This is a genomic window from Niallia sp. WK069_GA_01, from assembly GCF_983173855.1.
This window is the reverse complement of record NZ_OZ470138.1, coordinates 4,928,690-4,949,947: the sequence shown is the minus strand read 5'-3', so window position 1 is coordinate 4,949,947 and position 21,258 is coordinate 4,928,690. Positions and strand designations below refer to the sequence as shown.

At 35.0% G+C, this 21,258-nt stretch carries 22 protein-coding genes and 1 other annotated feature; of the genes, 16 read left to right on the top strand and 6 right to left on the bottom strand.

Annotated elements, in window-relative coordinates; all coding sequences use genetic code 11:
* Window positions 1–30 precede the first annotated feature (30 nt).
* The 11 genes from AC5LWL_RS23030 to AC5LWL_RS22980 all read left to right on the top strand — a co-directional run bounded on the left by AC5LWL_RS23030 (window position 31) and on the right by AC5LWL_RS22980 (window position 11,255).
* Window positions 31–255, top strand: a complete 225-nt coding sequence (locus AC5LWL_RS23030) for a hypothetical protein (RefSeq protein ID WP_493436470.1) — start codon at window positions 31–33, stop codon at window positions 253–255.
* 71 nt (window positions 256–326) lie between these two features.
* Window positions 327–1,538, top strand: coding sequence for an MFS transporter (locus tag AC5LWL_RS23025; RefSeq protein WP_493436469.1), 1,212 nt, complete (start codon window positions 327–329; stop codon window positions 1,536–1,538).
* 1,139 nt (window positions 1,539–2,677) lie between these two features.
* Window positions 2,678–3,367 carry a Crp/Fnr family transcriptional regulator gene (locus AC5LWL_RS23020; RefSeq protein ID WP_493436468.1) on the top strand — a complete coding sequence of 230 codons (690 nt, stop codon included), beginning with the start codon at window positions 2,678–2,680 and terminating at the stop codon, window positions 3,365–3,367.
* Window positions 3,368–3,383: 16 nt separating this feature from the next.
* Window positions 3,384–4,028: an HAD family hydrolase gene (locus tag AC5LWL_RS23015; protein ID WP_493436467.1), complete on the top strand. Its 645-nt coding sequence runs from the start codon at window positions 3,384–3,386 to the stop codon at window positions 4,026–4,028.
* Window positions 4,029–4,448: 420 nt separating this feature from the next.
* A complete protein-coding gene (locus AC5LWL_RS23010) occupies window positions 4,449–4,628 on the top strand; it encodes a hypothetical protein (protein WP_493436701.1) in 180 nt (59 codons plus the stop codon).
* Window positions 4,629–4,901: 273 nt separating this feature from the next.
* Window positions 4,902–5,042 (top strand): hypothetical protein, encoded by a 141-nt coding sequence (locus AC5LWL_RS23005; RefSeq protein ID WP_493436466.1) that lies wholly within the window; start codon window positions 4,902–4,904, stop codon window positions 5,040–5,042.
* 17 nt (window positions 5,043–5,059) lie between these two features.
* Window positions 5,060–5,276 (top strand) — a binding site (T-box leader).
* Between the two features lie 54 nt (window positions 5,277–5,330).
* The gene (gene proS / locus AC5LWL_RS23000; RefSeq protein ID WP_493436465.1) at window positions 5,331–6,767 is read left to right on the top strand and encodes a proline--tRNA ligase; all 1,437 of its coding nucleotides are present in this window, start codon (window positions 5,331–5,333) and stop codon (window positions 6,765–6,767) included.
* Between the two features lie 568 nt (window positions 6,768–7,335).
* A complete protein-coding gene (locus tag AC5LWL_RS22995; protein ID WP_493436464.1) occupies window positions 7,336–8,388 on the top strand; it encodes an iron-siderophore ABC transporter substrate-binding protein in 1,053 nt (350 codons plus the stop codon).
* Window positions 8,389–9,423 (top strand): FecCD family ABC transporter permease, encoded by a 1,035-nt coding sequence (locus AC5LWL_RS22990; protein WP_493436463.1) that lies wholly within the window; start codon window positions 8,389–8,391, stop codon window positions 9,421–9,423.
* Window positions 9,420–10,451, top strand: a complete 1,032-nt coding sequence (locus tag AC5LWL_RS22985) for a FecCD family ABC transporter permease (protein ID WP_493436462.1) — start codon at window positions 9,420–9,422, stop codon at window positions 10,449–10,451. Before AC5LWL_RS22990 ends, AC5LWL_RS22985 begins: the two co-directional genes overlap by 4 nt.
* A complete protein-coding gene (locus AC5LWL_RS22980) occupies window positions 10,452–11,255 on the top strand; it encodes an ABC transporter ATP-binding protein (protein WP_493436461.1) in 804 nt (267 codons plus the stop codon).
* A 164-nt stretch (window positions 11,256–11,419) separates the two neighbouring features.
* Here the strand turns inward: AC5LWL_RS22980 and AC5LWL_RS22975 are convergent, their stop codons facing one another.
* Complete coding sequence (locus AC5LWL_RS22975; protein ID WP_493436460.1) at window positions 11,420–11,896, bottom strand: AraC family transcriptional regulator; 477 nt, start codon at window positions 11,894–11,896, stop codon at window positions 11,420–11,422.
* Between the two features lie 309 nt (window positions 11,897–12,205).
* On the opposite strand from AC5LWL_RS22975, the gene AC5LWL_RS22970 reads away from it, so the two are divergent.
* The 4 genes from AC5LWL_RS22970 to AC5LWL_RS22955 all read left to right on the top strand — a co-directional run bounded on the left by AC5LWL_RS22970 (window position 12,206) and on the right by AC5LWL_RS22955 (window position 14,821).
* Window positions 12,206–12,664, top strand: coding sequence for a hypothetical protein (locus AC5LWL_RS22970; RefSeq protein WP_493436459.1), 459 nt, complete (start codon window positions 12,206–12,208; stop codon window positions 12,662–12,664).
* 136 nt (window positions 12,665–12,800) lie between these two features.
* A complete protein-coding gene (locus AC5LWL_RS22965; RefSeq protein ID WP_493436458.1) occupies window positions 12,801–13,292 on the top strand; it encodes a GNAT family N-acetyltransferase in 492 nt (163 codons plus the stop codon).
* Between the two features lie 34 nt (window positions 13,293–13,326).
* Window positions 13,327–14,172 (top strand): pentapeptide repeat-containing protein, encoded by an 846-nt coding sequence (locus AC5LWL_RS22960; RefSeq protein WP_493436457.1) that lies wholly within the window; start codon window positions 13,327–13,329, stop codon window positions 14,170–14,172.
* 121 nt (window positions 14,173–14,293) lie between these two features.
* A complete protein-coding gene (locus AC5LWL_RS22955) occupies window positions 14,294–14,821 on the top strand; it encodes a cysteine hydrolase family protein (protein ID WP_493436456.1) in 528 nt (175 codons plus the stop codon).
* Window positions 14,822–15,368: 547 nt separating this feature from the next.
* On the opposite strand, the gene AC5LWL_RS22950 is transcribed toward AC5LWL_RS22955, so the two are convergent.
* Genes AC5LWL_RS22950 through AC5LWL_RS22935 form a run of 4 tightly spaced genes read right to left on the bottom strand, consistent with a single transcriptional unit; the run spans window position 15,369 to window position 19,573 of the window.
* On the bottom strand, window positions 15,369–16,160 hold the full coding sequence (locus AC5LWL_RS22950) for a histidinol-phosphatase (protein ID WP_493436455.1): 792 nt from the start codon (window positions 16,158–16,160) through the stop codon (window positions 15,369–15,371).
* A gap of 20 nt (window positions 16,161–16,180) precedes the next feature.
* Complete coding sequence (locus AC5LWL_RS22945; RefSeq protein ID WP_493436454.1) at window positions 16,181–16,999, bottom strand: energy-coupling factor transporter transmembrane component T family protein; 819 nt, start codon at window positions 16,997–16,999, stop codon at window positions 16,181–16,183.
* A complete protein-coding gene (locus AC5LWL_RS22940; RefSeq protein ID WP_493436453.1) occupies window positions 16,974–18,704 on the bottom strand; it encodes an ABC transporter ATP-binding protein in 1,731 nt (576 codons plus the stop codon). The genes AC5LWL_RS22945 and AC5LWL_RS22940 overlap by 26 nt, the downstream gene beginning before the upstream one ends.
* Window positions 18,701–19,573, bottom strand: a complete 873-nt coding sequence (locus AC5LWL_RS22935) for a DUF8171 family membrane protein (protein ID WP_493436452.1) — start codon at window positions 19,571–19,573, stop codon at window positions 18,701–18,703. Before AC5LWL_RS22935 ends, AC5LWL_RS22940 begins: the two co-directional genes overlap by 4 nt.
* A 189-nt stretch (window positions 19,574–19,762) precedes the next feature.
* Here AC5LWL_RS22935 and AC5LWL_RS22930 point away from each other — a divergent pair, with 189 nt between their 5' ends.
* Entirely contained in the window at window positions 19,763–20,596 is an 834-nt protein-coding gene (locus AC5LWL_RS22930; protein ID WP_493436451.1) for a MurR/RpiR family transcriptional regulator, read from the top strand.
* A gap of 204 nt (window positions 20,597–20,800) precedes the next feature.
* Here AC5LWL_RS22930 and AC5LWL_RS22925 read toward each other — a convergent pair whose 3' ends face one another.
* Window positions 20,801–21,256 (bottom strand): heme-degrading domain-containing protein, encoded by a 456-nt coding sequence (locus tag AC5LWL_RS22925; RefSeq protein WP_493436450.1) that lies wholly within the window; start codon window positions 21,254–21,256, stop codon window positions 20,801–20,803.
* Between the last annotated feature and the right edge of the window lie 2 nt (window positions 21,257–21,258).

Genomic DNA, 21,258 nt, shown 5'->3' with positions numbered 1-21,258 from the left:
TGTAATCTTATATAAAGAAGGCGATTGAACATGAATTTTTGGCTTAATGCAATTATTAATCGACTAGAAACAGCATTCCGAACAAGATTCAATAGGAAAGCATCGTTCGTATTTTTGAATGATGCTCACCAAGACTCAACCGAATTGGTAAGAATAATGGGAAGTAAACCAAATCAAGACTGTAAGGAATTTCTGCACTTATTCACGTCCACACATGATCTATTTATTGAACAATTATTAGATAGCTACCCCTAAAATGATCACAATGTAGAAGTACAAATCGAGAAATAAAAAGTTTACTTAAATTAAGGAGATAGGAAAACTACATGGAACAGAAACTTTTTAATAAACATTTTATCGGAATTACATTAATTAATTTTATTGTCTACTTAGTCTATTATCTTTTGATGGTTATCATCGCAGTAATTGCTCAAGATAATTTACATGCTACTTTAAGTGAAGCTGGATTTGCTTCAGGAATATATATTATTGGAACATTGCTAGCTCGCTTAATTATGGGGAAACAGTTAGAACTATTTGGGAGAAAAATCGTTTTACGCGGTGGAGCAATTTTTTATCTTTTTACAACGATCGCCTATTTATTTACCCCTACTATCCATATTTTGTATATAGTTCGGCTTTTAAACGGCTTCGGATACGGAGTAATCTCTACGGCAACCAATGCTATTGTTACAGCATATATTCCTGCGGCTAAAAAAGGAGAAGGAATAAACTATTATGGATTAAGCACAAGCTTGGCTGCGGCTATTGGACCTTTCATTGGAATGATTTTGCTGAATATGACAAACTTCATTTTTATTATTTGGTTTTCCATTATTTTAATTTCTTTAGTGACTCTTTCTTGCTTTATATTTCCTGTTAAAAATATTCAGTTATCCGGAGAACAAAAAGCTCAATTAAACTCTTGGAGTATCCAGAGCTTTATAGAAAAAAAAGCGCTATTTATAACAGGTATCGCCTTTCTAATGGGCCTTTCTTATTCTAGTGTGCTAGCATTCTTGTCTTCTTATACGAAAGTGATTCATCTAGTCACGGCAGGATCTTTATTCTTTGTGGTATATGCATTAGTAATAACATTCACTCGTCCTTTGACTGGTCGGATTTTTGATCTAAAAGGTGAACAGTATGTAATGTACCCTAGTTATTTCTTTTTGACAGCGGGTTTATTTATGTTAAGTATAACTACTAACAGTACGATGTTATTAATCTCTGGAGGATTAGTCGGTTTAGGGTATGGTACCTTTATGTCAAATGGTCAAGCCGTTTGTCTTAAACTAGTTAACGAACACAAAATTGGAATTGCCTTATCTACTTACTTTATTGGTTTAGATTTAGGATTGGGTGTTGGTCCCTATCTTATGGGTACTTTAAAATCTCTCACTTCTTTTAGAAGTCTATACATCATCGCAGGAGTCATACCTCTTGTTTGTGCAGCAGTATATTTTACTAATAATAAAATTTCACTGAATAAGAATAAGGCGAATAAGATTAAGATGAATAAAAGTGAAGTACTATGAACGAATTAGACTTAATCGTAGAATTGTCAGTTTGAAAAATAACATCGAATAATGTACTAAAAAAATTATATTTCGACGTTAAATGGTATTCTGATTAGTGGTAAGCAAATTTCCTCTAAGTTAAAATCTATCGAATATAGAGATATTTTGGTCTTCTGTCAAGAGAATGGATAAATTAATAAATACTGGAGCAAACTTATCAACTAGGTTTAAAGAATTAAAGACGGTTCGTCAGTAGGTCTGTCAACAAGATTAAAAGTATTAAAGCAGCTAGACCATATATAACCTCAAGGCATACATGGACAGTATTTACAAGATTTTTGGCTACTTGCAACTTGGACAATTGTAATATTGTAAATTTTTTTAAGAAGGAAAGGCAATTTTCTAAACATAGCAAAGAACTAATCATTTCTTACTCTTTTATATATTAGATCAGATATAGATTTTCGTGTTGATGAAATAAAGTCTTACTGTTTATAAAAAGCGTTTTGCAGAAGGTCAAACCGTAAATTAAGGTTATTGTAGAAGGATTTTCAAAAAGTTTTGATTAAACTTTTTTATAAAAATTGTATGATGATTCCCAAGAAAAGAATCTACTTTGATTAATCTTTCTTTCAACTCTGCTCTTAACGGGGCAGAGTTTTTTTATTATATTGATAGTTTCAAAAAATATAAAATACCAATAAATGTTAAAATAAAGTTAAACTAGGGGTGAGAAGAATCGCCAAGAGTAAAAGAATTAAAGATTCTAATTAGATGAAAAAGTAAATTTTGAATGGGGAATGGACAATCTGTACGAAAATACAATCACAAAGGATTTAGAAAAAATTTAAAACGGTAGAAAGTCATACTGTATATAGAGGCAGTTTAGTGAAGAAGGAATTAAATATATAAAGTGTATAAAATTCCAGACGGTTAAAATGCTACCGCTGTACTATACCAATTGTTTAGGAGGGCTATTTGTTAGTTCTTCAGGAAGAAAAATTGTAAAAACTTTCTTATCTCGATCAATTTTAGATAAATTGATTTCCCGAATATTTATTTGTTCTTCTAAAAACCTCATTATCCTTCCTTTCCAAGACACATGTCCTTTAATATAGTAAGTAAGTTTAATAGAATAAAAAACGAGGATGAGACGAATGCAAATAATTAATAATCCTACAATAAAGGAACATTATGTTCGTTTATTAGATACAAGATTTTCAAGTAATTTCATCTGTGATTTTGTCGAATTTCAGTCAGGACAATTGATTTTGAGACAAGGTGAAGAATTGAACAATTTGTATTTTTTAATGCGAGGGAAAGTTAAAATTTATAGTACATCGGTTGAGGGAAAACGATTAATTGTTGCATTTAATCGACCCATTCAACTTTTCGGGGATATTGAATTAGTACAGGCATCGTCTAATTTAAATTCGGTTGAAGCTGTAGGACCGGTGCATCTACTTCGTTTCTCCAAAAATGAAGCAAATCGCCTACGTTTAAAAACACCATTTAATGAATATTTACTTGAACTTATTAGTCGTAAGTTTTATACCAAATCTCAAGTGTTATCCTTCCATTTACTTTACGAGGCAAGTACACGATTTGCTAGCTATTTAATTTCTATCTCTCACAATGAGTTTGGTCAATTCATAGAACCACTTGTAAAAAAGAAGGAGTTGTATGAAATTGCTGAGTTTATTGGAATTACAGCAAGACATCAAAACCGTATTATTCAAAAGTTTATGGAAGAAAACATTTTACAACGAACTAATGAGGGTATATTAATTGTAGAGCCTCTCCTCTTAAAACGAAAAGCTACAGATAATATTTATGAAATGCAATGAGGAGCGATAACATTCAATGAATTATATTTTTGATTTTGATGGAACAATAGCTGATTCAAAACTTTGCAGTATTTTGGCAACACAAGATGCATTTAAAGCGTGCAATTTAAAAACACCTTCTAAAGATCAAATTGCACATTATATGGGGGTCCCTATTGAACAATCCTTTAAGGAAATGGCAAATAGCCCCTTAACGGACGAAGCTTTTGAACAATTACTCATTTCATTTAGAAGTTTTTATAAGCAATATGAAAATAAAACGCTACAATTATTCCCTGAAATGAAAGTTATTTTGCAACAATTAAAAGAGCAGCAACTGAATTGCTTTGTCGTATCAAGTAAAAAAACAGATGTGTTAAAAAGAAATTTAGCAACACTTCGAATTGCTTCATTTTTCAAGGATTATATAGGATCAGATCAAGTGAAAAATTATAAACCACATCCAGAGGGTATTTTTAAGCTTATCGAACGTTACCAGTTGGATACTTCTTCTTGTATGATGATTGGTGATGCGATATTTGATATACAGATGGGAAAAGCAGCAAATTGCCATACATGTGCCGTTACATGGGGCAGCCATTCAAAAGATTTACTCGCAAGTGAAAAGCCTGATTATATCATTGAAAATGTATATGAGCTATTGAGATTCGGAATGCGCTAAAATGAAAATCGAAACAAATTTTCTCTAAGTTAAAAATCTATTGAATATGGAGATATTCTGGTCTTCTGTCAAGAGAATGGATTAATTAATAAATATTGAAGCAAACTTATTAACTAGGTTTAAAGAATTAAAGACGGTTTTTCAATAAAAGCAGCTAGACCATATGAAATTCTATCCGATTTGAAACGAAACTATTTTTATTGTTGATTAAAGAATTCTAACTGGTTTCTAATCAAACTGTAATTCAAAGCTACAATCTAGTGGATTTGAATTACAGTCGTACTTAGAGCATGGTTTCCATTTTTTGTAGAGTAAGAATCTGTTAAGTGATAATAAAGTTCTTACATTAAGTATCCATATTATTGAATAAATGCATATGGATGTTAAAATTATAAGTGAATAAAAAAAGGAAAGGGTGTATTGAATATGTATATGAGTATTATTATCTTAGCATCCGTATTTATATGGGGAGCAGCAATTAATGAACTAAGTAAATCTTCCAACAAACAAAGCATTAGTAAAATAATAACTTTAACATCTTTAGGCTCTTTAACAACACTAGTTATTACTATTTCGCTTTTTCAAAACCTTTCATTTTAAAAAGAAAAGCATATAAGGAAATTTTTATATAATTTATTTGAAATAAATTTGAAAAATGCGATGAAACACCCCTTGGATTATATTTATCTAAAGGGGCTTTTTTTTATGTCTAAAAGAACTAGAGCGCATTTCCCTTACCCTTCTGTCATTGAACTAACGAGAAATTAGAGAATAATTACCATGAACTTCTGAATTAAAAATAAAGACTTTGCTATGATGAAGTGCACCCCAATGGTTAGACTCTGGTCTAAACAATTGGAGGTGCCTTTTTTTATGGAAAGAAAAGCCCTAGGCTATGCCAACAAGGGTTCCGGATTGCTTATAGCGATGTATATGATAGAAGATCGAGGCTCTGGGGTTTCATCAATTGGAAAAGGGAGTATGGATTTTATTGAATTATGTTTAACAAATTGATATATTAGTTTATAAATAGGTAATCAATGATGTGATCAAGTAAATAAGAATTGTGAAACAGAAAATATAGTCTTGGCTGAAAGCTATATCACCGCTTCTTATTGAAACCTGCCACGGAGATGTTAGTCAAAAAATTAACCGAGTCGTTTCGTTATAAACGTTTAGAGGACTTTAATTTTTATTAAGGTCGAACTAAGGTGGTACCACGTCTATTAGCATAAAGACGTCCTTTCTAGGGGACTCTTTATGCTTTTTTTATTTTATTTCATTTTTTAGGAGGAAAAGAAGATGGATCAAAAGATAAATAATTTTTCAAAATGGTATATTGATACGATTCAAAAAGCCGATTTAATGGATTATACTCCTGTTCGCGGTTGTATTGCATTTAAGCCAGATGGCTATGAATTATGGGAACATATTCAAGCGGAGATGGATAAGCGGTTTAAAGAAACGGGGCATCGTAATGCTTACTTCCCGTCGTTAATTCCAGAATCTTTCTTCCAGAAGGAAAAGGATCATATTGAAGGATTCTCACCAGAACTTCCTTGGATAACAGAAGCAGCAGGAGAAAAATTAGAAGAACGTTTAGCACTGCGTCCAACTTCGGAAACAATGGTTGGGCATTTGTATTCGAATTGGATTAAAAGTTATCGAGACCTTCCTGTATTAATTAATCAATGGGCTAATGTATTCCGATGGGAGAAGAAAACTCTTCCATTCATTCGCACTTCTGAATTCTTATGGCAAGAAGGCCATACTGCACATGTGGATGAAGAAGATGCACGTAAAGAAACCATGCAAATGTTAACTATTTATAAAGAAGTCGTAGAAGGATTACTTGCGATTCCGGTTTATGATGGGCAAAAGACACCATCAGAACGCTTTGCTGGAGCGGTTGATACATTTTCCATTGAAGCAATGATGAAAGATGGAAAAGCTGTACAAGCAGGTACTTCACACTACTTAGGTACAAAGTTTGCGGAAGCATTTGATATTAATTATTTAAATAAGGAAAATAAGCACACATATGTGCATACAACTTCTTGGGGCACATCCACACGTTTAATCGGTTCGGTTATCATGGTTCATGGTGATGAACAAGGTCTTGTTTTACCACCAAAAATCGCACCGACTCAAGTTATTTTGATTCCAGTTGGTCCATGGAAAAAGAACCCTGCAATTATAGAGAAACTAGACGAAATCTTTACCGTTTTAAAAACAAAAGGAATTCGCGTTCGTCTTGATGATTCTGATCGATCACCAGGCTATAAATTTAATGAATGGGAGTTAAAAGGTGTACCTGTACGTATTGAACTTGGTCCACGTGATTTAGAAAATAATCATGCTTTAATGAAAGCCCGTGATGAAGGGGAGAAAGTTTCTGTACCTTTACAATCAATTGTGGAAAGTATTGAAAAAGAACTAGATACCATGCAAACTCGTTTGTTTGAAAAAGCAAAAGCTTTCCGTGTGGAGAATTCGCACACACATATCGATTCAATGGAACAGCTAAAACAACATCTAGCAGAATCTGAAAAAAATGAAACAATTCCTGGTTGGATATTAGCTGGTTGGTGTGGAGACGATGCTTGTGAGGAAAATGTGAAAGAAGAAACAAAATTCACGACACGCAACATTCCATTTAACCCACCGACAACCAAGCACACATGCATTCACTGTGGCAAGGAAGCAAAACATACGGTTTGGTTTGCTCGTGCTTACTAATATACGAACTAAATAGGGCAAGATGAACATTAAAACATCTGTTAGCAGAGAGGGATTTCCCTCTCTGCTTTTTTTCTATAAAGGCAGAAAACTAACTTGAATTTTTTTAATAATTTAAATGAATGAACAAATTTATGTAGGATGAGAGAAAATTCTTGCGGATGGAAATGTTACTTTATTAAAATAACAGTTCTCAACATCCTTATTTCTCAAAAAAAAATGCAAAAGAGCCGTCTTTTTCTGGCTATGGACAATTGACAGTAAGGAGAAAAACAAGTATTATGAATTGAGAATGATAATCATTAGTAAGAGAGGTGGGTTTTGATTTTCAATCCTGTTTATAGTGCGTGTTCAAAAAGGAGGATAAAAAGGACCGAGAAGTTCGAGGCGGCTTCACTTTGAGCATCGCAGCGTATGGTATTGATACGTGAGAAGCGGAAAAGTGAAGCCAACGAAGAAATTAGATGTGTCATTTTTACCGGACTTTTTGAACAACCTCTTATATTTAAAAAGCAGTTGTTATTATAACTATTCAGAACTATATTACGTGATGAGAAAGGGTTTACATATGCATAAAAATCGAAAAATGCCATTTATACTAATGTTACTAATTTCAATTGTAGCAATGCTATCAATAGTAGGTTGTTCCAGTCAATCGGAAGAGAAAAAAACGGATTCTGAAAAAGAAACTACGAATACAGAAGATATGAAATATCCTATTACCATTAAAGATGCATTAGGTGAAGCAGTAATTGAAAAGAAACCTGAGCGCGTTGTTACTATTTCATGGGGAAATCAAGACACTGCTCTTGCTCTTGGAGTTGTGCCTGTAGGCTTCTCAGCTGCAAATTATGGGGTGCAAGATGATAGCGGCATGCTGCCTTGGACTGCAGAGAAAGCAAAAGAACTTGGTGAAGAAAAACCAAATCTTTTTCAAGATACAGATGGCTTAGATTTTGAAGCTATTTCTGATGCAAAACCAGATGTTATTCTTGCAGCATACTCTGGTATTACACAAGAAGAATATGAAACATTAAGTGAAATTGCTCCAGTTGTTGCTTATCAAACAGGGCCTTGGATAACTTCCTGGCGTGACCAAGTAAAGTATGATTCGATGGGTATGGGGATGGAAGAAGAAGGAAAGCAACTTATTGCTGATACAGAAAAATTAATTCAAGATAAAGCTGCTGAATATTCTAATCTTAAAGGGAAAAAAGCTGCGTTTGTAAGTATTACTGCTTCTGATTTATCGAAGTTTTACGTATACACACCAGTAGATCCACGTGGTGAATTTCTTACTGAGTTAGGAATGGAATATCCTGAAAGTATTACAAGTCAAGTGAAAGATAAAAATGCTTTCTATCTAGAAGTAAGTGCTGAAAATGCAGATATGCTGAATGATGCAGATATTTTTGTAACATATGGTGATGATAAAACACTTGCGACTTTACAAGCTGATCCAATTTACGGGAAAATTCCAGCTGTAGAGAGAGGCTCTGTTGTCGTTATTGGTGATAATACACCACTTGCAGCAGCTGGAACTCCAACGCCGCTTTCTATTAAATACTCTATTGACGAGTATTCAAAATTACTTTCAGAAGCTGTAAGTAAAGTCAAGTAAATGGATCATACATCTGTTTCAGAAAATAAGCAGTTAATTATACCAAAAAACTTTATAAAAGTATTGATATTTTCTATTGTGTTACTTGGTATAAGTGTATTGGCTTCTCTAGCATTTGGTTCTCGTACAGTTGGATGGAATGAACTAATGGATGGTTTATTCCATCCTGAAATACAGTCTCATGGGGCAAATGTTGTCCGTCAAAGAATTGCTAGGACTGTATTTAGTTTATTATGTGGAGCTGCATTAGGAATTTCTGGGGCTTTAATGCAATCAGTCACACGCAATCCAATTGCAGACCCTAGTATATTGGGAGTTAACACAGGAGCAGCATTATTTGTTGTTTGCGGAATTTCCTTTTTAAATATTAGTACAGCTAGTCAATACATTTGGCTTGCGTTAGCTGGAGCAATGATAACTGCCATTTTTGTATTCGGAATTGGTTCGATGGGGAGTGGTGGTGCCACTCCCCTTAAACTAGTTTTAGCGGGTGCTGCTACAAGTGCTGCACTATCATCTCTTGTAATGGCTATTATGATTCCCCGTTCAAATGTTATGGATCAATTTAGATTTTGGCAGGTAGGCAGTGTGGGAGCAGGAAATTGGAATTCTATCTCTGTTTTTATTCCTTTTCTAATAGTTGGAATATTAATTGCTCTGATCTCCGCTTCAGCACTTAATGCATTAGCATTGGGTGATGAAGTAGCGAAAGGATTAGGTGTACGAACTGGAACACTTCGACTTATTGCTGCATTTGGAGGAGTACTGTTGTGTGGTGCAACAACAGCACTAGATGGTCCTATTGGTTTTATCGGTTTATTGGCTACACATGTGATTCGACTCCTTATCGGCCCTGATTTACGATATGTTATCCCAATGTCAGCATTATCTGGTGCAGTTATTTTAACTATTTCAGATGTATGTGGTCGAATGCTGGGAAGCCCTGGTGAACTTGAAGTTGGTGTAGTTACAGCATTTATTGGGGCTCCTATTTTAATCTTAATAACTATGAAAGCGAAAATGCGTGCGTTATGATGAATGAAACAATGAATCTTATTATGGTAGGTAGAAAAAAGAGACGTCGTCGTTTTATACTTGTGACATCCTTACTTGCAATTATTGCTTTTGCACTTTGCGGTACGATGCTTATGTTAGGAAACACTATTTATCCAGTTGCGGATGTAACAAGTGTTCTACTAGGTGAGGAAGTAAAAGGAGCATCATTTGCAGTGGGGACCATCCGTTTTCCAAGAATGGTTGCAGGTGTTTTTGCTGGATTTGCTTTTGGTGTTGCCGGAGCTGTATTTCAAACGATGCTTCGTAACCCGTTAGCGAATCCAAATGTCATCGGAATAACAGCCGGTTCTAGTGTTGCTGCTGTTTTTTGCATTATCGTTCTTCATGCAAGTGATACATTTGTTTCGATTGCTTCTATTATTGGTGGGCTTGCTACAGTACTAATTATTTATCTATTCTCAAGAGGTACTTCTTTTTCCATTGGCAGAATAATATTGGTGGGAATTGGAATTCAAGCGATGCTAAATGCTTTAATATCCTATCTATTGCTTATTGGTCAGCACCATGATATTCCTACTGCAATGAGATGGCTTAGTGGTAGTCTAAATGGATCGAAAATGGTGAATATTTACCCGCTGATGATGACAGTTCTTATCTTAGCACCTTTCATCATCGCACTTGGGAAACGATTAGATATGTTAGAACTTGGAGAGCAAACAGCCACATCACTTGGAATCCATACAGATAGAACAAGAGTGGTGCTTATTGTCAGTTCAGTTCTTATTATTGCGTTAGCTACCGCAACAACAGGTCCAATCGCATTTATCGCATTCCTTTCTGGACCAATTGCAAAAAGATTAGTTGGTGTTGGATTTTCTGCTATTATTCCAGCAGGGCTTGTTGGCATTATCTTAGTTTTAGCATCTGATCTTATTGGACAATTCGCATTTGTTGCAAGATACCCTGTAGGTGTTATTACAGGAATCCTTGGAGCGCCATATTTAATCTTGCTATTAATTCGAATGAATCGAAAAGGAGAATTGTAGATGAAAACGATACATAATTTTCGGGCCGAAAAGCTAGTATCGGGTTATGATAATAAAACGATTGTGAATGATGTGGAGTTAGAAATACCTAGCAATAAAATAAATGTTATTATTGGAGCGAATGGCTGTGGAAAATCCACACTTCTCAAAACACTAGCCAAGCTGATTAAACCTACCTCTGGAGAAGTTACGCTGGATGGAAAAGCAATTAGCAAAATTCCTCCAAAGCATTTAGCTAAAGTTTTAGGTATTTTACCGCAGTCTCCTATTGTTCCAGAGGGAATAAAGGTAGCGGATCTAATTGGCAGAGGAAGATTTCCCCACCAATCATTGCTAGGTGGATGGACTAAAAAGGATTATGAAGCGGTTGCGGAAGCGATGGAAATTATGAATATCACAGAGTTTGCTAATGATGATATTGATCAGTTATCAGGTGGTCAAAGGCAGCGTGTTTGGATTGCGATGGCTTTAGCACAGCAAACGGATATTTTATTTCTTGATGAGCCGACAACTTTTCTAGATATTACGTATCAAGTGGAAATTCTAGATTTGCTAACAGACCTTAATCGAAAATATGGTACAACCATTGTGATGGTTCTTCATGATATTAACCTGTCAGCACGTTATGCAGATTATATTTTTGCACTAGAAAATGGAAAACTTGTAGCGGAAGGCAAGCCATCAGATATTATAACAAGTACATTAATAAAAGATATTTTTGGTCTTGATTGTACTGTGATTAATGACCCTATTTCCACGACCCCTTTAGTTGTGCCAAGAGGCAGATATCATGTGAAAGCATAAGTTCTAATTACAATAATTTTATGGAGATAAGATGTTGTTTTTTATAGAAATGTATCATCTATTATTCATTTTTTTTAAAAAATAGTTTCCGTCATGAAACCCACGCATGTTGACCAGTATCTTTCAACATGTGTGGGTTTTCTTTAAAGTAAACGTAGCTTTTATTACAAGAATTTTGAAAAAGGAAACGATAACGATTTTACAGGTACACATATTTCACAACAATGGTTGTTAACCATTTCATAAGTGTACCTTTCTATGATCGGCTTGTTATCCATTTGATATCCACTGCTTTGTAGCGATTGGAAAATTTCGGCGTATGCCTTGTGAATATCTTCTGCTGTATGTTTTACCTCATAAATAAGGTACTTTCCACTAGTAAGTTCACTTTTAGATATGGAATCATCCATTTGATCCTCCTTTGATAGCACAATACAAGCATCAAACCTACATTTTTCAGGAGGAGTTATTTCAGGATTATCATGTGGAATGGCAAATAGGGTAGCCGATTTAAGAAGATCTTTCTCATTAGCCCACTTTTTTAATTTCTCCATGACTTCCATATTTGCTGGACCATATGGACCCACTCGTCGCATGTAAGCGATACGGTAGTTTGGGAGTATTTCGACTTTAAGTTTCATAGGTTCTTCCTTCCTTTCTACATATACATTTGTTGATGCACATCGAATGTAACATGCATTAAAAGGATAAACACTTTAATTTTTAAAATTTTTTGAAGTGGGTATTCCTTTTGAAATAGTTAATCTTTTCTATTGTCTCGATTTTCTTTCCCAATCGCATCTTTCGTTTTATTCTATGATACGATGATTCGTAAGATTAAATCATTAAAAAGAGGAGTCAGTATGGATAAGGAAAAATATTATGATGTAATGGAAGCTAATCAAAAAGATAGTCATAATAAGATAATTAAGTTTTAGGAGAATGTTTAAATGAGATATTTTGTAAGTGATGACCTTTGGGATATAACAGGCTATGCAAAAGAAATAGAAAAACTATTGCCTAGATTTAATAAAGAGACTGCACAGTTTTTAAAGAATAATTCCTTTCATGATGGAAAGGTTGTTTCTCTTACGGTTTTAAACCAAGAAAATGGGAAAACAAAGGACCCTACTACTATTAAAATGCTGATTGAGCATTGGGATGGTGGATCATTCGAAATACAATGGCTAAATGTCCGTAAGTTTTTAATGGATTATGATATTACGAGAAATGTTTATGCGAACGTACCCAATAAAATTGCTTTTGGTGGCCGGAGAGGGCTTGATGATTGGGGATATGACGAAATCCTTCCGTTGAGTAAAAAGAAGTTACAACATGAAATTTTGTTGTTTTCAGATACGACAATTATCATCCATTGTTCCAATATAAAGATTAGAAAAGTAAAATAAAAACATCTAAATATACCAAAATAGGTAAGATGGAGGTATATATTAAATATTTTTCTTATAGAAAAAAAGTAATTATTGAATTATCTAAACACTCAGATATAATTAATCGCATATAGTTTTTTAGGAGTGGGAATAGATGGTTACCGATATCGTAGTAAAAGAGTATTGTAGTGAATACCAATCTCAAGTGGTAGATTTAATTTTGCATATACAGCAAAATGAATATAATATTCCTATATCAATAGAGGATCAACCTGATTTACTTGATATTGAACATTTCTATCAGATAAATAATGGGAATTTCTGGGTAGCCCTTCATCATAATAGAGTAATAGGTACTGTTGCATTATTGGATATTGAAAATGATCAGGTGGCATTAAAAAAGATGTTTGTAGAAAAAAATTATAGAGGAAAACGATTCGAAGCGTCAGCCCAGTTATTAAATACTGCTATTGGTTCGGCAAAGGAAAATAATTTACAAGGAATATATTTGGGGACAACGCTACAATTTATAGCTGCTCATAGATTTTATGAAAAAAATGGTTTTCAAAGTATAACGCTTGAAGAGCTTCCAGCTGAATTTCCCGTAATGAAAGTCGATAAAAAGTTCTATACGTATAAAGTATAAGTAAGGACTATTAAATAAAGTAGAAGGTATATATATGTATAAAAACAAAGCTAAAAATAGGAGAGAGAGCTTAACAGCTGATTGTATAAATTGTTTTGGACTATGCTGTACAGCGCTGAATATTGTGGCATCAAGTGATTTTGCAATAAATAAAGCAGCTGGAACACCTTGTCTTCATTTGCAAGGAGATTTTCGTTGTAAGATTCATAGGAATCTAAGAGAAACAGGATTTAAGGGATGTACAGTGTATGATTGTTTAGGAGCGGGTCAAAAAGTCTCGCAAGTCACTTTTCGTGGAGATAGTTGGAAAGAAAATCCTGAGATCGCGGAGAAAATGTTTCGTGTATTTCCTGTTATGGAACAATTATATGAAATGATTGCATTTATCGCAGAAGCGTTAACATATGATGTCTCCCCTTTATTGCAGGATAAGTTAAATAATCAATTAAAAAAGCTGCGAAATGTAACAGATATGGATGCTGACCAGTTGTTGGCACTAAATATCCTAACATGTCGAATACCTGTAAATGAATTACTTTTAGAAACAAGTGAATATATTCGAAGTGAGCTGAGCTCAAAAGTTTTTGCTAAGAAGAAAGGCAAGAAACATAGGGGCGTAGATTGGGTTGGCAAGAATTTAAGAGGAAAAGATTTAAGAGCGGCTGATTTACGAGGAGCTTGTTTAATTGCAGCTGATTTGCAAAATACAGATCTACGAGGTGTTGATTTTATAGGAGCTGATTTGCGTGATGCAAATATAAGTAGTGCCAATCTTTCATCAAGTATGTTCTTAACTCAAATGCAAATTAATTCAGCCATTGGTAACGATAAAACAAAGTTACCCTCACACATACAATCTCCACCTCATTGGCTTAACTGATTTTCATTTCGCTTGTAGGGAAGAAAATATTCATCTCGCACGCAAGTAAAATGTGTCATGTATTCCCGGTTTAAGTACAGTTATAAACATTTTAGTCGAGAGATGGACAGGAGTGGTATAGGTGAAACAAGCGTTAATCATAATTGATATGCAAGAAATCTTTTTTTCAGAGGAGCCAAATTACCTATATCAATATGAACAGCTGCTTAAGAATGTAAATATAGTAATTGATTGGGCAAGAACAAAGGAAATACCGGTTATTTTCATCCAACATACAGAACAAAATTTATTAGATGAAATGGCGAAGGGGAAGTATACTTGGGAATTACATAAAGGGCTGCATCGAGAAGATAACGATATGGTAATAGAGAAAATTACATGGGATGCCTTCTATCAAACCACTCTAGAGAAAATATTAAAGAAATTGGGAATAGAGCAATTAATTTTTGCCGGTGCGCAAACCGAATTTTGCTTAGATACGACCATGCGCGTTGCCTATAGTAAGGGCTACCAACAGAATCTGTTAGTAAAGGGTACACATAGTACATTAAATAGTAGCAAACTTACTGCTGAGCAAATTATAGAGCATCATGAATCTGTGTGGAATAATCGTTTTGTACAAATACAGCCAATTGATGGGTTTATATAGTAAGGGAGATTGTGAAGGTGATATACGTTCACGTCATAAAAAGCACTGCATACAGACAGAAGCATTGCCTAGAGCAAATGCCAAAAGACTATTCTGGGTATATGGCGAAATCGTATACAAAAAATAGGGGGAAATGAGGCTGAGACATAACTAAATAGATAATAGGTAAAGACGAACATTTACTAATTTAGCAGTTAAATGGTTACTTCCTATACTGGTTATTTGTGTTTTTAATCTAGTTAAGTATAAAAACTATGTTGTTCTATTTCGTTTTTAAAGGCTATTTGCTAAAAACCAATTCTTTTACCAAGAAAAAAATGAAATAGATTGGAAAATGGAGCAGCCTGCATACACGAAGACTCCGAAGCGGCTAAAGCCGAGCCCCACGGAAAGCGAAGTGTATGCAGGCTGCGGGCGATTACCACAAACCTTCTTTTTTACATGAATAAAAAACCCAAACCATGATACGAAATATTTTTTGCATCTTCGTATCATGGTTCGGGTTTATCTTCGGCTGGAATACTTATGTTCCAGCTTCTTATCCAGTTTACTTAGACATTTCTGCTTCTTTTTTATTGCTTTTCTGTTCTTTTAACAATTCTTTTAATAAGTCTTTAACGAGTGATGCTGATTTTACTTTTAGCTCCAAGTCAGGAGAGGTGTGAACTTGATAGTTTCCAGAAGCAATGCACAGCTTTAAATCGTCTACATTATTACACTCATGTGCTAAATCATTATATACACTGCCATATTGTAAAAACTGGTGAGTGTCGCTTCCGCCAACAATTGGCAGACCAACCTTTTCTGCAAAGGCAGTTAGTTTTTTATGATAAGGGTGTACTCCTTGAGAATAAAGATCTTTTCCATTCAAATCAAAGGCATCTAGACGGAGGAGCTGCTCTACCTTTAGGTGGTAAAGAGGGGTGCTTTCTCGAAAAGGATGTGCTCCGATTTTTAAAATATTATATTGTTCTGCTAGATTCATTAGTAAATCAAAGGCGATAAAGCTTTCTTTTTCTGTATGCTTATCTAATTGTTTACGAATGGATAAAATATCTTCTCGACTTCCGATTAAGAGGATATGCCCAACTTCTTTCACATCTACTTCGATACCAGGAAACAGCTTAAATCCCTCAATATTATAGTAGCCATTTTCATAAGTATAATGCTGCTCTAAAAAATCATAAATATCACCAAAACGCTTCGTGTTGAAATGTTCTGTCATAGCTAAGGCGGTTAAACCACTGGTTTGTGCCTCTGCCATCATCTCTTGGAAATAAGTTGGCATAAAATCGGATTTTTTTGAAATTTTTACATGACTATGGAAATCTATTCGCATGGTAATTGCCTCCTGTATTTTTAAAATAGTGTAGCGAAAGTAAATAGGCTAATGATATATAAAACAGAAATGGTTAAAAATAAATAATCACGCGGTTTAAAGGATAGATGCGCAAGTTTGATTTTTTTAACCTCTGGACGATTGAACGCATAAAAACTCCCCTTTGTCTCTAATGCTTCCACAGTTGTTCTTGCTCTTTTTGCAGTGCTTAAAAGCAAAGGGTAAAAGGATAATACGGCAATTTTCGAAAAATAAATAATCGAGCGCCAGTATAAGATTCCATGTTTTTCTGGTGCTTTGCCCCGTAAGCGAAAAGAAAGAAATACGTGATGATACTCCTCTAATAAACTCGGAAGCATACGATATCCATAAGCGATGCTAAAAGAGACTTGCCCTGGCATACCTATTTTCAGCAGTCCATTGCTTAATTTTTCTGGATCCATGGAACAAAATACAGTAATACTTGCTAAAGAGATAATCGAAAGTTTCAAAGTAAGCATTAAAAGTGGCAAGATTGCTTGTAGGTTTCCGCCAAAAAACCAAGAAGCAATCAATAAATATCCGCCTTGCCCTAACAACCCTAGGCAAAGGATCATTAAAATCAAGAGTGATACCCTCGACATAAATGTAGTTAATACCATAAAGGCAAATAATCCTATTAAGATTGTTGGACTGTGTATAAACCAAGGAACAATGCCGAAAAATAGATACCAAATAAATAGCGTTCGAGGATCTAATTTTGCTAAAAAGGTATTTTCATTTCCATAAGCTGTATTTAATAATTCAATTTTTACTTGTTCAACAGAAAGCTTTTCAGAAAGTTTTCGCGTATACTCCACTTGTTTGCTCCTCTCTTTTTCTTATCCCTTGAACAAAGTCGTCTACTGTATAGGCAAGCGGCGACATATTTAACGTTCTGCTTAACTCTAATATTTGCGGAGGCTTCAGCCCAGCTTTTTTTAGTAAGGGAACATTGCTGAAGACGGATTCGCGATTGCCATCATGAATAACTTGACCTTCATGTAAGACAATAATTCTATTTGCCCATTCGGAGACAAGCTGCATATCATGCGTAGCAATAATAACAGCACTTACTTGCTCTCTCAACGAAGTAATAAGTTTTGTGATATGCTTGCGCGTTGCAATATCGAGGTTCGCTGTCGGTTCGTCTAGTAAAATGATCGATGGATTCATCGCAACCCCAATGGCTAATGATGCTCTTCTTTGTTGACCGCCACTCATTAAGCGACTGTCTCGATCTTGTAATTCGGTCAGTTCAAACTGTTTAAGAATGGTATCGACTTTTTCTTTATATTCAGGAATTTTCCGTGCTTTTAAAAAGAACTCTACATCTTTCCGAACGCAATCTTCAATAAACATTTCTTCTGGATTTTGATAGATATAGGTAACTGTATCTGCTAGCTTCTCTGGTGAAAAGTTACGAGTATTCATTCCTTTTATGAGAACATTTCCTTGTTCTGGCTTAACGAGTCCAGTGAGAAGTCGCATTAAAGTTGATTTTCCTGCACCGTTATTTCCAACTAGTGCGATTAAATCTCCTTGATGAACATCGAGGCTCGTGCCTTTTAAAATCTGTTTTTGGGTACGGTTGATCATTTTATAAGAGAATGTGACATTGTTTATTTCTACTATTTTCTCATTGATATGCGGCGTAATATCGTTCTCCTCGTACTTGTTTTCTGTCCGCGTATTATTAGAGAGTTGAAATGATTCCTTTGCGTCTTTTAACGTGATAGGCAAGTATTTTTTATCAAAAGAACCTAACTTATAGGCTGCTTGTGTCACTTGCGGTGGATAAATTTGGCTCATCATAAGCTCTTCTACTGCGGTTAAGGCTTCCGATGTTGGCCTTTTCCAAACAATTTGTCCCTTATTCATCAGGACGACTTGCTTACAGTAGTTTGCGATAAATTCTGTATGATGTTCAATTACAATGATTGTTTTTCCAAAGTCTTCGTTAAGTTTTTTTAAAATTTCATAAATTTCTTCGGCATGAGCTGGATCAAGTTGGGCAATTGGTTCATCAATAATTAAAATTTCAGGGTCAAGGGACAGGGCTCCAGCTAAAGCAAGCTGATGCTGCTGTCCGCCGCTTAGCTGCCAAACAAATTCGTTATCACGATCATGAAGGCCAACTAAGTCTAGTGCTCTTTTTCCACGTTCTAGATAATCTGTATAACCAAAGTTAAGCGGAGCAAAACTAGCGTCCTCTAATACTCGTGGACTTACAAGCTGATTTTCGAAGTCTTGATAAACATAGCCAACATGCTGGGAGAGATCGGCTACTTTATGTTCTGTTGTTACTAATCCATTTACGACAACTTTTCCGGAAAAGTCCCCTACATAGTAATGAGGAATAAGTCCATTTAGTAATTTGCAAAGTGTAGATTTCCCAGATCCATTGCTTCCAATAATGGCAACAAAATCTCCTTTATTAATGGTTAAGGATATGTCGTTTAAGACAGGATGATCATCTCCAGGATAGTGAAAGGTCACGTGATCGAGCTCGATTTGAATCGTCATACAGAAATCCTCTCATTTGCCTCTTTTTTCTTTTTAAGGCTAAGCATAATGAAAACAGTGATGGCAGCAACAATGGCAGCAGCACCTATACTAATCCATACAAACCAATCCCCAAACATTTCTATAAAGTCTGCTTCCCATTCCACATTAAAGTCAGTTTCAGATAAGTATTCAAAGAAAAAGGCAGAACATGCTAGTATGATACTTAAGATAATGAGTCGTGGTGCAATTATGTCACTCATGGCATATTTCATTTTATTGTCTCTTGGCTTCATTCCGAGTAATGGTTCAATTTTCCCATATAAACGTGGGACTAAATATAAAGTAGGTAAAAGGGCGAATAAGATGCCAGAAAATAGTACATCATTTAAGAACGAAAATCCTTCAATGACAACGACACTTTTCGCTAATCCGGGCACAGCTTCTAATTCTTCTACTCCAACCCAAACCTTTCCGATATCTACCATTGAGCTTATTGCTTGATGGATGATAACACCGGTTATCGCCGCTATCCCAACTTGTCTTTTGTTTTTAGGATCCCTTACTAAAGAACCGGCGATAAACATCGCTAGGGAGAAGGAAATGAATTTTTCTAATTCTCCAAATCCACCAAATTGACCAAGCATAATTTCCCCAAAAATAACTTCTCCTAAAGCAGCGCCAATTGCTGCATATAAAGGATGAAATAACATACATAATGTTAGTGGAATAAAGGCGAAGTATTCAATGGAAAACTCTACAGGACCAAATTTCACCGATGGAACTAATTCTGTAATCATGTTAGATAATCCATATAAAGACATGGATAAAATAAAGATCATCATTTTTTGGGATTGCGTTAACACGTACCTAGCTTTTAATTGACTCATTATCTTGCCTCCTTTTATTAATTACTCTTATCGTAAAGGAGGTACTTTAATAAAATATGGTGGGAACGTAAATGCTTTGTAAATTTATTAACATTTTATAACATTGTGTAAAAAAAATATCATTTTGCTATTGGTCAGCTAGGGAATATGCTATGCTAAGTTCAAAATCCATGAACGAGGGGAATACTTTTGCGAACATTTAATTGGAATACAAAATCGATGTCGCCTATCCAATATCGAATTGCTGATTATATTCAAAAAAATACACAGCAAGTTCTATTATCAACAGAACAAGAAATTGCGGATGCAGTAAAGGTAAGCATTGCCTCTGTCTCCCGTTTTTGGCGTTGTGTCGGCTACAAAAATTTTAAAGATTTTAAAGGGGAAATTGCTTCGCAGCTTGAGGTTTCGCCGGCGGGTAAGATGAAGCATGTTATGCGGATGATGGAAAAGGAAGCGCTTGAATACCATACATTAAATGCATCGATTAATCATTTGTATAAAACGGTGGAGCAATTCCAAAAAAGTACACTTAAACAGACTGTTAATCTACTAGCTTCGGCGAAAACTATTTATGTGCATTGTCCGGGGCCATCCTTAGGTTTAGGGGAGTTAATGAAGTATCGAATGGCTAGATATGGGATGGATCTTCGCATTATTCATAAAGGAGGCAGTGAATTGCTGGAAGATTTGCTGCACTTTACGAAAGAGGATGTTGTAATTTTATTTGGCTTTATTCGGTTGCTCCCCGAAGCACAGGTTATCTTAGATGATGCCCAGCAAGTCGGATATAAGACAATTATCATCACCGATCAGCTTGTTTCTGAATTTAGCGCACATGCTGATATTGTTTTATTTTCCAGCAGAGGAGAAATAAGAGAGTTTCATTCCATGATCGCCCCGGTTCTTTTAATAGAGAATTTAATTATTGCCATTGGGCTAGAGCATCAAGAAGAAAATGTTCGGCGGTTAGAACAGCTTAGTAAACTGAGGAATCGCTATTCGGCGGAGCTTCCAAGATGAACGGCGGCCTCAGTTTTACAAAATTTTTTCGTCCTATTTCTAGAAGAGGCTGTGTGTTAAATATAATACAAAATAAAAAATCATAATATAAGAATAAACGTAACAACAAAAGGGTTTCTTAAAATCTACTTGTTTTAAGAAACCCTTTCTTTTACTTTTTAGAAAAATAGTATTCTAATTAATTTTTGGATGTTACAAAGCTGTTTACCTCTTTAAAAATCTTTTAATTCCTTCCACCACATAATCATGATCAAGTTGTGGGGTTAAACCGGAAACAGTTACAGACCCAATAACTCCTGCACCTTTCACTCTTATAGGGAAGGAGCCTCCAACAGCTTGATATTCTGAAGGTGATAAAAGAGAGCTCACATCATGAGTTGTACCTGCTTCTTCAAAACGTTTGGCAATATAATGTGAGCTATGGTTGTAATGGTCTACTACGCGTTTTTTTCGATAAGACCAGAATACATTTTCTTCAGATGTTCCTTCCATCAGGTGACTAAAGATAGGGACACGATTGCGTTCAATATGAATGGCAATAGCCTTGTCGGTTTCTTTTGCATAATCCGTAATCAGCAAGCCTAGCTTTAGCGCATCGTCATTAGTAAATTGTTCAAACTGTAATTCAGTTTCTAACTGTTCAAGTTGTTGTACATTCATTT

Excerpts from the sequence above, each read along its gene's own strand:
- AC5LWL_RS22970 (WP_493436459.1), top strand. The coding sequence starts at position 12,206 with ATGAGATATTTTGTAAGTGATGACCTTTGGGATATAACAGGCTATGCA.
- AC5LWL_RS22995 (WP_493436464.1), top strand. The coding sequence starts at position 7,336 with ATGCATAAAAATCGAAAAATGCCATTTATACTAATGTTACTAATTTCA.
- AC5LWL_RS23005 (WP_493436466.1), top strand. The coding sequence starts at position 4,902 with ATGGAAAGAAAAGCCCTAGGCTATGCCAACAAGGGTTCCGGATTGCTT.
- AC5LWL_RS22950 (WP_493436455.1), bottom strand. The coding sequence starts at position 16,160 with ATGCGAATAGATTTCCATAGTCATGTAAAAATTTCAAAAAAATCCGAT.
- AC5LWL_RS22925 (WP_493436450.1), bottom strand. The coding sequence starts at position 21,256 with ATGAATGTACAACAACTTGAACAGTTAGAAACTGAATTACAGTTTGAA.
- AC5LWL_RS22975 (WP_493436460.1), bottom strand. The coding sequence starts at position 11,896 with ATGAAACTTAAAGTCGAAATACTCCCAAACTACCGTATCGCTTACATG.
- AC5LWL_RS22965 (WP_493436458.1), top strand. The coding sequence starts at position 12,801 with ATGGTTACCGATATCGTAGTAAAAGAGTATTGTAGTGAATACCAATCT.
- AC5LWL_RS23030 (WP_493436470.1), top strand. The coding sequence starts at position 31 with ATGAATTTTTGGCTTAATGCAATTATTAATCGACTAGAAACAGCATTC.
- AC5LWL_RS23020 (WP_493436468.1), top strand. The coding sequence starts at position 2,678 with ATGCAAATAATTAATAATCCTACAATAAAGGAACATTATGTTCGTTTA.
- AC5LWL_RS23015 (WP_493436467.1), top strand. The coding sequence starts at position 3,384 with ATGAATTATATTTTTGATTTTGATGGAACAATAGCTGATTCAAAACTT.
- AC5LWL_RS22985 (WP_493436462.1), top strand. The coding sequence starts at position 9,420 with ATGATGAATGAAACAATGAATCTTATTATGGTAGGTAGAAAAAAGAGA.
- AC5LWL_RS22990 (WP_493436463.1), top strand. The coding sequence starts at position 8,389 with ATGGATCATACATCTGTTTCAGAAAATAAGCAGTTAATTATACCAAAA.
- proS (WP_493436465.1), top strand. The coding sequence starts at position 5,331 with ATGGATCAAAAGATAAATAATTTTTCAAAATGGTATATTGATACGATT.
- AC5LWL_RS23025 (WP_493436469.1), top strand. The coding sequence starts at position 327 with ATGGAACAGAAACTTTTTAATAAACATTTTATCGGAATTACATTAATT.
- AC5LWL_RS22935 (WP_493436452.1), bottom strand. The coding sequence starts at position 19,573 with ATGAGTCAATTAAAAGCTAGGTACGTGTTAACGCAATCCCAAAAAATG.
- AC5LWL_RS22980 (WP_493436461.1), top strand. The coding sequence starts at position 10,452 with ATGAAAACGATACATAATTTTCGGGCCGAAAAGCTAGTATCGGGTTAT.
- AC5LWL_RS22960 (WP_493436457.1), top strand. The coding sequence starts at position 13,327 with ATGTATAAAAACAAAGCTAAAAATAGGAGAGAGAGCTTAACAGCTGAT.
- AC5LWL_RS22940 (WP_493436453.1), bottom strand. The coding sequence starts at position 18,704 with ATGACGATTCAAATCGAGCTCGATCACGTGACCTTTCACTATCCTGGA.